A 12,322-nucleotide genomic window follows, 5' to 3' on the forward strand; every position below is an offset into this window, starting at 1 on the left:
ACCTTAGATATGCATGCAATTCGTCGGTGTTTACCGATACTGCACTCATGGAGTGCAGCGGTGAATACCTATTAAAATTGCGTTATAGTTACGGCCCCTTGTGGGCCGTAACTATTTAAAAAGCGGTTCAGCCCGCATTCTATCGGTTTTAAGTTTGTATTTAATCTCAGGGCCTAATTTTTGCATCTCTGTGATATGGAATAGCTTTTTACCATGACCACCTTTAACACAATTCATGATTCTAAACGTAACTCGTGATATTAGGAGAAACACCATGGCTTTTGAATTACCAGTATTGCCTTACGCCGAAGATGCTTTGGCGCCCCATATTTCTGCTGAAACTTTGCAATTCCATTACGGTAAACACCATAAAACTTATGTTGATAAGTTGAATGGCTTGGTTCCTGGTACTGAATTTGAAGGTAAAAGCTTGGAAGATGTTGTTAAGTCTTCATCTGGCCCAGTATTCAACAATGCTGCGCAAATTTGGAACCACACGTTTTACTGGAACTGCTTGAGCCCCAACGGCGGCGGCGCAGCAACTGGTGCAGTAGCTGACGCTATCAACGCGGCTTTTGGTTCTTTTGATAAGTTTAAAGAAGATTTCACTGCTTCTGCCATCAACAACTTCGGCTCAAGCTGGACTTGGTTGGTTAAAAAAGCTGATGGTTCAGTTGCTATAGTTAACACCAGCAACGCTGCAACTCCTTTGACAGATGCATCTGTTACGCCAATTTTGACTGTAGATTTGTGGGAACACGCTTACTACATCGATTATCGCAATGCGCGCCCAACTTACATGAATGCCTTCTGGGCTTTGGTAAACTGGGAATTCGTAAACGCGAACTTCGCTAAGTAGCATCGGATAGATGTGTTAAACAACAGGCCTGCGGGCCTGTTGTTGTTTGTGATATTTCATTTTTCTGTTTATATCGCTGCTTCGAAATATTACTGTGCAACCAATACTGCCTACGTTAGGTGTTGAGTCATTCAGCAGAATAATCTGAGTTGCAGACTCTGGGCGACTATGTTTAGGTTGGTAGCTGCTATAGAATGCCCACAGAATTTATAGCCATACTCGAAAGTGAGTTATCTAAAAGACTTATGGCAATGAACTTACCTTTATTTTCGAACCTTGAACGCTGAATGCCATTTCGAAATTGTTATGCCTAGGTTGTTGTACCTCTAGGCTCCGGGTCACCTTCTATTGATTATTTATGCTAGGTAGTTGTTGTTATGGAACGTAAAGAACCCACCTTATCTTCATCATCTTCTTCTGTTCCTGATGCCCGCGAGCAGGCACCGGTACGTCGCCCAGTGCCGGAAAATGATGTCCCGTCGCGCCAAGCCTCGCGCAAGCCTTCGGCCAGCCCAGCTTATGCCGCTCCTGCCGGCACGAGTAGTTTGCCTGCGATTGCATTGGTATTGGCCTTAGTGGCTGTGGGTGGTGCTGCATTTTTGGGTTGGCAGCTATTTCAAGCGCAGGCGACAATCAAGCTCGCTGAAGCACGTATTTTAGGTTTAGAGCAGCAACTGAATGTTTCTTCTGAGGAATCCAGTGCGAGTTTGGTCGGGCTGCAAGCCAATTTGAAAAAGATGGACGGGGATGTTCGAACCTTAACCGCAAATGCTGAAAACTTACGCAAATCCATTGCTGCGAACAGTGAAAAAACCGCAGCTGTTGGGCGTGATACTGCTCTGGCGAAAAAAGATGCCGCTGATGCTAAATCAGCGTTGGTGAGTCTCAAGAAGGACTTAGATGAGAGCCGGGCGCAGAGTAATGCTGCCACAGGTAAAATTGAAAGTTTAGGTAGCAATGTTAGTCAGCAAAGTATTAGTGTGCAGCAGTTGCGCGAAGAAGTATCGCGTTTAGAGTTGGAGCTGGGCGATATGGATAGCTTGGTGCGCCGCACTAAAGCTAACGAAGATGCTATATCGGCGATTGATGAGTTCCGTCGCAGCACCAATCGTGATTTGTTGCAGATCAAACAACAGTTGAGTGCTGTACCTAAATAACGGGTTCATTGTTGCCGAGTTTATTGATTATTAAGAAAAGCCGCTGACTCTTCGTTTAAGAAGTTTCAGCGGCTTTTTTTGTTATCGCTTGGTTAAACAGCTTTATGTGTGATTTATATTGCGCACTTCTGGTGCGTGTATTTTTTATGTTTTTTGAATAGCTTTTGTTTTTAATCGTGGAGTTCGGCAAGGCGTATTTCATCGTGTAGAATTACGTCTGACTTACCGCCCACTATTTTTTAAGCTTTATAGACTAATAGAGATGTGATTTATGCCTACCCTCATTCGCCAGCAAGATCTGATCGATAGCGTCGAAGATGCGCTGCAATTTATCTCCTACTATCACCCCCTCGATTTTATTCAAGCTATGCATCAAGCCTATGAGCGCGAACAAAATAAGGCAGCTAAAGATGCCATGGCGCAAATTCTTATAAATTCGCGTATGTGTGCTATGGGGCATAGACCTATTTGCCAAGATACGGGCATTGTGACTGTTTTCGTAACGGTAGGTATGGATGTGCAATGGGATGCACAGTTAAGTCTGACCGATATGATCAATGAAGGCGTTCGTCGCGCCTACCAAAATCCAGACAATGTATTGCGCGCTTCAATTCTGGCGGACCCCGATGGTGCACGTAAAAATACGGGTGATAACACGCCCGCTATCATTCACTACAACATAGTGCCAGGCAATACGGTTGATGTGCATGTAGCCGCTAAAGGTGGTGGTTCAGAAGCCAAAACTAAATTTGCCATGTTGAATCCATCGGATTCCGTTGTTGATTGGGTGCTTAAGGTAGTACCAGAAATGGGGGCAGGCTGGTGTCCACCTGGTATGCTCGGTATAGGTATTGGCGGTACCGCAGAGAAGGCAATGCAGTTGGCAAAAGAAGCCTTACTTGAGCCTGTTGATATACACGAGTTGCAGGCACGTGGCGCGACTAATCGTGCAGAAGAATTGCGTATTGAGTTGTTTGATAAAGTGAATCGTCTCGGGATTGGTGCTCAGGGCCTCGGTGGTCTTACAACGGTATTGGATGTCAAAGTAAAAGACTACCCAACCCATGCTGCCAATAAACCTGTAGCAATCATTCCTAACTGCGCCGCAACACGCCATGCGCATTTTGTATTGGACGGTTCGGGTCCAGCATTTCAAGCACCTCCTGCAATTGAAGATTGGCCAGAAATCAGCTGGGATGTAGGCGCCAGTGTGCGTCGTGTGAATTTGGATACAATCACCCCGGAAGATGTTTTAGACTGGAAGTCGGGCGAAACGGTACTACTCTCCGGCAAAATGCTTACCGGTCGCGATGCGGCGCATAAAAAGATGATTGACTTGCTCGCCAAGGGCGAAACTCTGCCGGTTGATATGAAAGGACGCTTTATCTACTACGTAGGGCCAGTTGATCCCGTGCGCGATGAGGTTGTCGGTCCCGCTGGGCCTACAACTGCGACGCGTATGGATAAATTCACGCGCACTATGTTAGAGCAAACAGGTCTGCTCGGAATGATTGGTAAGTCTGAGCGTGGGCCTATTGCGATAGAGGCAATCCGCGATAATAAATCTGTTTACCTCATGGCAGTAGGTGGTGCGGCCTATTTGGTAGCGCAAGCGATCAAGTCTGCAAAGGTACTAGGCTTCCCAGAATTGGGCATGGAGGCTATTTATGAATTCGACGTTAAGGATATGCCAGTTACCGTGGCGGTGGATTCGCGCGGTGAATCAGTGCACACCACTGGCCCACAAATATGGAAAGCCAAGATCGAAGAGGGTGTTATAGAGGTGCAATAATTTTAAACTTCTTTAGCAATAAAAAAACCGGTAGTGCATAACTACCGGTTTTTTTATGGCTATTTATATGGTTTCGCTATTTCGTTTGAAATTTTAAGCGCCACTCCGTCATCCGACTGATTTTTTTAAGACTATAAAAATAATAAATTTGCGTTTAAAAAGCATATCTCAATAAACCTGCTATTTTTAAAGCTGTTCTATTTTAAAAATGAGAAATAACTCACGCGTATTCTAGGTTAATAGTGTGGATAGGCATGTATGAATATTAATGCTATGGACTTGATTGTTGTCGTACTGGCGATCATGGTTGGATATTTTTGTTATCTCTATATCAATCCTTTACTTGGCGTGATTATTTCCGCAGTCGCTGTTTTTTTATGGTGTAAGTCGGCCAGTTTGAAGGTTAAAGAAAGTGCATTTGATGTGACTGATAAGGAAACGCAACAAGTGAGAGAGATGCAAGCCTCTCTTGTGAACGTCGGGAAAATAATTCGTGAGACTATCCATGATGCTATGCAAGATATGGAAAATCTTGCTGGTGTTCAGTCAGATGCCGTAGGCACACTAGTAACCTCATTTCAAAACATACAAGTTCTATTGGATCGGCAGCAAAAAGATATAGAGAGCCTATTATTCACTGAAGGGAAAGCTGGGGGGCCGGCATCTTATGGTGCGCGCATGGGGGAATTCGTAGAAAACACTTCACAGACCTTGAGTCGCTTTGTGGATACGACTGTAACCATGAGCGCAGCATCCATTGGGCTGGTGGAAAAAGTGACTGCCATAGCCGATCAAATGCCTTTGATCATTAAAGCTCTTAACGATATCGATCAAATATCGTCGCAAACTAATTTACTCGCATTAAATGCTGCTATTGAAGCTGCTCGTGCAGGTGATGCAGGAAGAGGTTTTGCTGTTGTTGCCGACGAAGTTCGTGCGCTTTCAACTCGTTCGGCAGGGTTCAGTTTAGATATTCAAGCTCAAATAAATAATATGAATAATGCAATTACCATTTTAGCGGAGGAGGTGGGGACGGTTGCTTCGCAAGATATGACCTACGTACTTCAGGCGAAGCGCGATGTTGAAGGTGCAATAGCTGAAATGCTTAGCAAGTCAGAAAGGGATAGAGAGATTACTCATGGGATGGAAGATATTTCAAAAATATTTAGTCATTGCCCTGCATGATGCAATTAGAGCTTTACAATTTGAAGACATGGCAACTCAGAATATTTAACATCATGTAGAAACATTAAGGTTATTGAACCCTATTGCGAAAACAATGGAGGATTTTACAGATAATTTTTATGATTTTGGCGTGAATATAGATACTGACTTAAAGAAAATGGTTGAAAAAATTGAGCAACGTAAACATAACCCTGTGACTGCAGTTTCTATGACGAGTGGAGATGTTGACTTATTTTAAGTGACTGCTTGATTTTCGTGTGAGGATAAAATATGAGCGATAAGAATATAGTGAAACTGCCAAAGCGATTCGACTACTCTTCAAGTATGGAATTTAATGGCGCCCTTTCTAATATGCCAAGTGATGTAAAAACAATAACTCTAGATTGTTCGGATGTTGACTACATCGACAGTGCTGGCATAGGTCTATTGGTTATGGCATATAAAAAGCTTAACGAAAAAAATGTAAAGATTGTAATTACCAATCTTAAAGACGCGCCTAGAGAAATTCTAAGTTTAGCGAATATACAAAAATTAATTGAATGTAAATGATTATTTTTAGGGTGATGAAATGAGCGACCATGAAATAATAAAGTTACCTAGTCGTTTTGATTATTCATACCATCAAGACTTTTTAGCGGCATATCTACCTGCGCTCAATGATCCCGATAAAGTTAAGCTAATTCTAGATTTTAGTCGTGTTGAATATCTCGATAGCTCCGCATTAGGGATGATGGTCATGTTACAAAAAAAATTTAATCAAGTGGGAAAAGCGGTTCAAATAAAGTCGGTAAGTGGTGCAACAGAGGAAATATTAACCATGGCCAATATGCAAAGAATTTTTGAGTTTATTTCTTAATGAATATGTCTGCACCTGCACCAAGTAGGGTGTTAGTGGTAGACGATGACACCCTACTTAGTACCTTGTTTGAAAGCTTTCTCGTGTCTAAAGGCATGGGCGTTATTGTTGCTTACAGCCTAAAGGATGCAATAGCTGTTTTAAGAGTGGATGCTCATGTTGATCTGGTTTTACTTGATCATCAGTTGGGGGATGGGTTTGGTATGGATCTGCTGTCGCCGGATATGTGGATAACCTATAAAAGTACTCCTCCTGTGATAATGGTTAGCTCAAATGAAGACCCCGTTTTTTTAGAGGAGTGCTTTGAACGAGGGGTTTCAGATTACGTCATTAAGCCGGTCAACCTATCTCTGTTGTCGTTAAAGGTTAGGTCTCTGCTTAGCTCAGTGGAGATGCATAATCTCATTACAACGCAAAAACATGCTCTCGAAAGTTTTAAACGTGAAGCTCAGCGTGAGGAGGCTGTTGCAAAATTCATTTATGAATATGTGCTCCGCCAAAATAATAATGATATTTCAGGTGTTACTACTTGGTTAAGTTCATGTTCTTCTTTTAGCGGGGATATGACGCTAGCAAAATTCTCACCTAATGGCAGTCTCTATTTTATGTTGGCAGATGCTACAGGACATGGACTATCTGCTGCTATTACCATAATGCCAGTTATTTCCATATTCAATAGCATGGTGTCAAAAGGGTTTCAACTGCAGCAAATTGTAACTGAAATTAATAAAAAAGTTTTGCATGACTCACCTGCGGATAGATTTGTAGCAGCAATAGTAATTGAGTTACACAAAGAGAAGGGAGAAATATCCGTATGGAATGGAGGCATGCCAACCGCCTATTGGCATACTGATGGTGTTGTTGTGCATGAGTTTAGATCAAAAAATATGGCGCTTGGAATCCTGGACGATAATATTTTTGATGCAACATTAGATATATTTCCTTTTGATGAGACTGGTGAGCTATTTCTCTGTAGTGATGGTTTATTAGAGCAAAGAAATGCTGATGGTGAGCCCTTCTCTATGAAAAGAGTGATAAGTTTGATTGGAGGTAAAAGTAATAGCTTGCATGATTCACTTATAAACTCACTGGAAATACATGCAGGAATAGAAGGCTACGATGATGATGTTTCTATATGTTCATTGGATTTTAGTAAGATTTTCAAAATTAAAGAGTGCAATGGAGTTGAATCATCAAATTCTTATAAGATACTAACCAATGCAGCACCATTTTCATGGAGCATGTCTTTAACGGGTAAAAATATAGCGGAATGTGAAATACCTACCTTATCGAATAGCTATTTAAGATCTATGGGGTTTAGTAGTATCGCGTGTCAGAAAATATTTTTAATAATTAGTGAAGTTGTCAGTAACGCTATAGATCATGGTGTCCTTAAGTTGGATTCGTCGTTAAAAAATGAAGCCGAAGGGTTTATGGCATATATTTCAGAGCGAGAATCTAGGCTGAAAAAACTAACTGATAATGATGAAATTGAATTCAATCTTACTTGGTTGACAGATAATAATGAACCTCGCTTGTTGATAGCTATGCGCGATAGCGGGTCTGGCTATATGTCTAGTGATATAACTTGTAATAAAGAGGAGTCTTTATCAGGCAGAGGGCTTGGGCTTATTAAAAAGTTATCTTCCTCTGTTGAGGTGGTGAGTCCTGGTAATTTAATTAATGTAGTGCTCCGTTAAATTTTCTATTTATTTAGTAAGGCATAAGGCAATTATTATGAGTAAACATGTATTAATAGTGGATGATTCCGTATCTGTGCGCCAAATGGTTGAAGCTACTCTTAAGTCTGTTGGCTACACTGTTACTGCAGCCAAGGATGGTCAGGAAGCTTTTGAACTCTGTAAAACTAAGAGTTATGACTTTGTGTTGACCGATCAAAACATGCCTAATATGGATGGATTAACACTGATTAAATCATTGCGTGGGCTTCCTGCGCATATGAAGACACCAATCGTTATGCTTACTACCGAAGCGAGCGATTCTATGAAGGCGCAAGGACGAGCAGCGGGTGCGACTGGGTGGATGGTTAAACCTTTCGATCCAGCAAAATTACTCGAAGTGGCAAAAAAGGTGATGGGGTAGTAATTATTTATATTGTTTTTGAGTGGGAAGTGAAAGCAGTTAAATTAATTGGGAAGTTATTATGTCTATTGACATGACGCAGTTTCATTCAGTGTTTTTTGAAGAGAGCCAGGAACATCTTGCTGAGATGGAGCAGTATCTTTTAGCCTTAAATTTAAGCAATCCTGATGTGGAAGAGCTTAATAGTATTTTTAGAGCAGCTCACTCTATTAAAGGTGGTAGCGGAATATTTGGTTTCGATGCATTAGGTAGTGTTACACATATATTAGAAAATCTTCTCGATAAAATCCGACAGGGAAAAATGGCTATCACCGCAGAGATGGTAGACCTCTTTCTTACCTCAGTTGATTTGCTAAAATCTATAATTGTATCTTATCAAACAGATGACGAAATTGACTGGGCTGGTATAAATATTACCACTGAGAAATTGGAGCTATTTACTAATAGTAGTGTTGTAAAAAATAGCAAAGAAGATGTCGATGAGGGCTTCGGCTTCTTCGCTGAAATCCCTGACAAAAAAGATGACTCCTATGGTTTTTTTGAACAAAAGGAAGAATCTACTGATGAGTCTGGATTCGGATTTTTTGACATGGATGAACCAATCTTAGGAAAAGCTCACGCCGAATTAGCAGCAACTGAAAGTATTGCGGATGTTAGCGCGGAGCTTGGTAGTAAAGAGCCTACCCATATATCGCAAGATAACACTGCAAAAATAAAACAAATTCCTTCTGAAACAGCATCCGCGAAACCTCCGATAAAATCAAAGTCAACAGAATCGGTTAGTGTAGAAAGTACCTCGATACGCGTTGATGTAAGCAAAGTTGACCAGCTTATCAATTTGGTAGGTGAAATAGTTATAACCCAATCAATGTTAAGCCTGCTTGGAAAAAGTATTGAAGGGTCTTTAGCAGAAAAATTTCAAAGTGTAGCGGGTGAGTTGGAGCGAAATACACGCGAAATTCAAGAGGCTGTGATGTCAATCCGGATGCTGCCTGTCTCGTTTGTTTTTAATCGCTTTCCTCGCGTAGTAAGGGACTTATCATCAAAATTAGGCAAACAAATTGAATTGGTTATTGAAGGTGGGGATACTGAGTTAGATAAGGGTTTGACTGAGAAGCTGGTCGATCCTTTGACCCATTTGGTGCGTAATTCAATTGACCACGGGATTGAGTCTACGCAAACAAGACTGGATCGAGGTAAGAATCCTATAGGGACAGTGATATTACGTGCGGCGCAGCAAGGTGGAAGTATAGTGATCAGTATTGCTGATGATGGCGGCGGTCTGAGTCGTTCACGGATTTTAGAGAAAGCCCTCGAAAAAAACATATTCGTCTCTGAAAATCCCAGTGACGCCGAGGTTTGGCAGCTTATATTTGCGCCGGGATTTTCAACTGCGGCACAAATTACTGATGTGTCGGGGCGCGGAGTTGGACTTGATGTGGTCAAGAGAAACGTCTTGTCTTTGGGTGGGCGCATAGATATAGAGTCAACGGAAGGCGTTGGCGCGACGTTTACCATTCGGCTCCCGTTGACACTTGCCATAGTGGACGGCATCTGCGTTTCTGTGGGAGATCAGACATTCATCATACCTTTGGTGAATATAGTTGAGTCTATGCAGCCATTGGAAAAAGATATAAAAACCTTGGCCAGTGATGATCAATTGTTACTAATACGCGATCAATACTGGCCAATATTACCGCTCTATAAGGCCATGCAGTTGGAGCCTGTCTACACTGAAGTACATAAAGGTATTGCGGTATTAATTGAGGCGAATAAACATCGGTTTGCACTTTTTGTTGATGCGTTAGTTGGTCAGCAGCAGGTCGTTATTAAAAGTCTAGAGCAACACTATCGGCGTATACAGGGAGTTGCAGGAGCAACCATCATGGGTGATGGAAGCGTCGCCCTTATATTAGACGTAGAGTCACTTGCAGTAAATGTAAGCACGGATTCTATGCCCAAAAGTGGGTAGCGGCGGATTTTATTCTGTATTTAAAGCTTCTGTTTACATCTTCTATTATTCGGTTGAAAAAGGTCAAGTATGAAACTTTTTAAAAAGCTACAACGCATTGCTGTCGATTCGGATGCCGTTATCATCAGTTCAGCGGAACTGGCTGATTTAAGAGGGCAAGTTTCTGCTATAGGTAGATCTCAGGCTGTCATTGAGTTCGATTTAAACGGCAATATTTTCACTGCGAACGATAATTTCCTCAATGTAATGGACTATAGGCTCGATGAAGTTCAAGGCAAACATCATAGTATGTTTGTAGCGACGGACTATGCAAAAAGTGCTGAATATAAAAACTTTTGGGCTCGTTTAGGTCGCGGTGAGTACGACAGCGGACAATATAAACGAGTCGGAAAAAACGCAAAAGAGGTCTGGATACAAGCTAGTTATAACCCGATTTTAATAGATGGTCGTCCTGCTAAAGTAATTAAATATGCTACAGATATCACCGCCGATGTCATTCGTAATGCAGACTATGCTGGGCAACTTTCCGCTATTGGAAAATCCCAAGCTGTAATTGAGTTTTCGCTCGATGGAACTATTCTCAACGCGAATGATAATTTTCTCAATGTTTTGGGGTATAAGTTAGAAGAAGTTAAAGGAAAGCATCATCGTATCTTTGTCAGTTCTGCGCAGCATAACTCAAATGAATATCGGTTATTTTGGGAGAAATTAAATCGCGGTGAATTTGATGCTGGTCAATATAAGCGGATCACCAAAAATGGCGATGAAGTTTGGATTCAGGCGAGTTACAACGCTATCTTGGATGCCAATAATAGACCTTTCAAGGTGGTTAAGTACGCAACTGATATCACAGCAGAAAAAATGAGAAATGCTGATTATTCTGGTCAGCTAGCTGCCATAGGTAAATCTCAAGCTGTCATTGAATTTAGCTTGGATGGAACTGTTTTAAATGCAAATGAAAATTTCTTAAATGTATTGGGATACAACATTGCTGACATAAAGGGTAAACATCACAGTATGTTTGTAGCGCCAGAGTTTGCAAAAAGCCCAGAGTATCGCGATTTCTGGTCGCGCCTTGGGAGTGGAGAATATGACGCTGGCCAATATAAGCGTATTGGTCGCGGTGGCAAAGAAGTTTGGATTCAAGCAAGTTATAACCCCATTATGGATGCAAATAATAAACCCTTTAAGGTAGTGAAATACGCTACAGATATTACTGAACAAGTGAATCTTGCCAATGCTATGAAAATCACTGTTGATCAAGTCCGAGACGTAGTTAAGGAGGCGGTCGATGGCGATTTAACAGCGCGCATAGATTTGACAGGCAAATCAGGTTTGTTGGCAACCATGTGTGAAGGGGTCAACACCATAATTGAAAGCATGCACGATATAGTCACTGAGCTGAAAGATGCAGCTGAAGAAATTTCTACCGGCGCCAATGAAATCGCCTCCGGCAACAATGATTTGTCTAGTCGAACTGAGCAACAAGCGGCCAATCTTGAGGAAACGGCTTCAAGTATGGAGGAGCTAACGTCTACTGTTAAATTAAATGCGGACAATGCTAAACAAGGAAATATATTAGCGACCCAAGCCTCTAGTGTTGCAATCCAGGGAGGGGAGCTAATTTTACAAGTAGTTTCTACCATGAGTTCGATAAATGAGTCGTCGCAAAAAATTGCCGACATTATTGGCGTGATTGATGGAATCGCATTTCAAACTAATATTCTTGCGTTAAATGCCGCTGTTGAGGCTGCGCGCGCTGGTGATCAGGGGCGTGGCTTTGCAGTGGTGGCATCTGAAGTCAGAACTTTGGCTCAGCGATCCGCCAATGCGGCTAAAGATATTAAAGGGCTAATATCTGACTCGGTAAAGAAAATCGAAAACGGCAATATATTGGTCAGCAAGTCCGGCGAAACAATGAAAGAAATAGTGGGCTCTATAAAACGCGTCAACGATATTATGGCTGAAATATCTGCAGCATCGAGCGAACAGTCAACGGGTATCGAAGAGGTTACTACGGCCGTATCACAAATGGATGAAGTGACTCAACAGAATGCCGCTTTAGTTGAAGAAGCCGCTGCGGCCGCAGAAAGTCTTCAGGCCCAAGCCAGCCAACTTTCACAGAGAGTTGATCAATTTCGACTAAGGGGTGACTGTGAACAGAAAGAATCAAAACCTGTATCAAAACAAGTTCTCCCACCTAAAAAAACTTCAGTGGCATCTCCTAAGACTCTATCTCGACCTAAAGTTCAGGATGATGAGTGGGAGTCGTTTTAATTATATTCAGTAGGTGCACCACTAGAAAGCAAGTCTGAAATTTACCAGAGGGCGGTTATTTAAGGACCTGTTTCAAGCATGTAATTTTTTATGGGAAAACTCTAAGTGGCGGCTACGGATA

11 protein-coding genes are annotated in these 12,322 nt (G+C 41.9%); all 11 read left to right on the forward strand.

What is annotated here, in order from left to right; all coding sequences use genetic code 11:
- Window positions 1-274 precede the first annotated feature (274 nt).
- The 11 genes from AC0KUT_RS06760 (at window position 275) to AC0KUT_RS06810 (ending at window position 12,201) form a co-directional block, all read left to right on the forward strand.
- The gene (locus AC0KUT_RS06760; protein ID WP_488834557.1) at window positions 275-859 is read left to right on the forward strand and encodes a Fe-Mn family superoxide dismutase; all 585 of its coding nucleotides are present in this window, start codon (window positions 275-277) and stop codon (window positions 857-859) included.
- A 377-nt stretch (window positions 860-1,236) separates the two neighbouring features.
- Window positions 1,237-2,016 (forward strand): hypothetical protein, encoded by a 780-nt coding sequence (locus tag AC0KUT_RS06765; protein ID WP_488834559.1) that lies wholly within the window; start codon window positions 1,237-1,239, stop codon window positions 2,014-2,016.
- Between the two features lie 271 nt (window positions 2,017-2,287).
- Complete coding sequence (locus AC0KUT_RS06770) at window positions 2,288-3,808, forward strand: fumarate hydratase (protein ID WP_488834561.1); 1,521 nt, start codon at window positions 2,288-2,290, stop codon at window positions 3,806-3,808.
- A gap of 258 nt (window positions 3,809-4,066) precedes the next feature.
- Entirely contained in the window at window positions 4,067-4,993 is a 927-nt protein-coding gene (locus tag AC0KUT_RS06775) for a methyl-accepting chemotaxis protein (protein ID WP_488834563.1), read from the forward strand.
- A gap of 94 nt (window positions 4,994-5,087) precedes the next feature.
- On the forward strand, window positions 5,088-5,231 hold the full coding sequence (locus tag AC0KUT_RS06780; RefSeq protein ID WP_488834565.1) for a hypothetical protein: 144 nt from the start codon (window positions 5,088-5,090) through the stop codon (window positions 5,229-5,231).
- Between the two features lie 32 nt (window positions 5,232-5,263).
- Window positions 5,264-5,542: an STAS domain-containing protein gene (locus tag AC0KUT_RS06785; protein ID WP_488834566.1), complete on the forward strand. Its 279-nt coding sequence runs from the start codon at window positions 5,264-5,266 to the stop codon at window positions 5,540-5,542.
- A gap of 19 nt (window positions 5,543-5,561) precedes the next feature.
- Window positions 5,562-5,849 (forward strand): STAS domain-containing protein, encoded by a 288-nt coding sequence (locus AC0KUT_RS06790; protein WP_488834568.1) that lies wholly within the window; start codon window positions 5,562-5,564, stop codon window positions 5,847-5,849.
- A complete protein-coding gene (locus AC0KUT_RS06795) occupies window positions 5,849-7,549 on the forward strand; it encodes an ATP-binding SpoIIE family protein phosphatase (RefSeq protein WP_488834570.1) in 1,701 nt (566 codons plus the stop codon). Before AC0KUT_RS06790 ends, AC0KUT_RS06795 begins: the two co-directional genes overlap by 1 nt.
- 37 nt (window positions 7,550-7,586) lie before the next feature.
- Window positions 7,587-7,952 carry a response regulator gene (locus AC0KUT_RS06800; RefSeq protein ID WP_488834572.1) on the forward strand — a complete coding sequence of 122 codons (366 nt, stop codon included), beginning with the start codon at window positions 7,587-7,589 and terminating at the stop codon, window positions 7,950-7,952.
- A gap of 61 nt (window positions 7,953-8,013) precedes the next feature.
- On the forward strand, window positions 8,014-9,924 hold the full coding sequence (locus tag AC0KUT_RS06805) for a chemotaxis protein CheA (protein ID WP_488834573.1): 1,911 nt from the start codon (window positions 8,014-8,016) through the stop codon (window positions 9,922-9,924).
- 69 nt (window positions 9,925-9,993) lie between these two features.
- Complete coding sequence (locus AC0KUT_RS06810; protein WP_488834575.1) at window positions 9,994-12,201, forward strand: methyl-accepting chemotaxis protein; 2,208 nt, start codon at window positions 9,994-9,996, stop codon at window positions 12,199-12,201.
- Window positions 12,202-12,322 lie beyond the last annotated feature (121 nt).

The organism is Cellvibrio sp. 25HG11W-0 (genome assembly GCF_057815475.1).

Excerpts from the sequence above, each read along its gene's own strand:
- AC0KUT_RS06775 (WP_488834563.1), top strand. The coding sequence starts at position 4,067 with ATGAATATTAATGCTATGGACTTGATTGTTGTCGTACTGGCGATCATG.
- AC0KUT_RS06760 (WP_488834557.1), top strand. The coding sequence starts at position 275 with ATGGCTTTTGAATTACCAGTATTGCCTTACGCCGAAGATGCTTTGGCG.
- AC0KUT_RS06795 (WP_488834570.1), top strand. The coding sequence starts at position 5,849 with ATGAATATGTCTGCACCTGCACCAAGTAGGGTGTTAGTGGTAGACGAT.
- AC0KUT_RS06805 (WP_488834573.1), top strand. The coding sequence starts at position 8,014 with ATGTCTATTGACATGACGCAGTTTCATTCAGTGTTTTTTGAAGAGAGC.
- AC0KUT_RS06765 (WP_488834559.1), top strand. The coding sequence starts at position 1,237 with ATGGAACGTAAAGAACCCACCTTATCTTCATCATCTTCTTCTGTTCCT.
- AC0KUT_RS06810 (WP_488834575.1), top strand. The coding sequence starts at position 9,994 with ATGAAACTTTTTAAAAAGCTACAACGCATTGCTGTCGATTCGGATGCC.
- AC0KUT_RS06785 (WP_488834566.1), top strand. The coding sequence starts at position 5,264 with ATGAGCGATAAGAATATAGTGAAACTGCCAAAGCGATTCGACTACTCT.
- AC0KUT_RS06800 (WP_488834572.1), top strand. The coding sequence starts at position 7,587 with ATGAGTAAACATGTATTAATAGTGGATGATTCCGTATCTGTGCGCCAA.
- AC0KUT_RS06790 (WP_488834568.1), top strand. The coding sequence starts at position 5,562 with ATGAGCGACCATGAAATAATAAAGTTACCTAGTCGTTTTGATTATTCA.
- AC0KUT_RS06770 (WP_488834561.1), top strand. The coding sequence starts at position 2,288 with ATGCCTACCCTCATTCGCCAGCAAGATCTGATCGATAGCGTCGAAGAT.
- AC0KUT_RS06780 (WP_488834565.1), top strand. The coding sequence starts at position 5,088 with ATGGAGGATTTTACAGATAATTTTTATGATTTTGGCGTGAATATAGAT.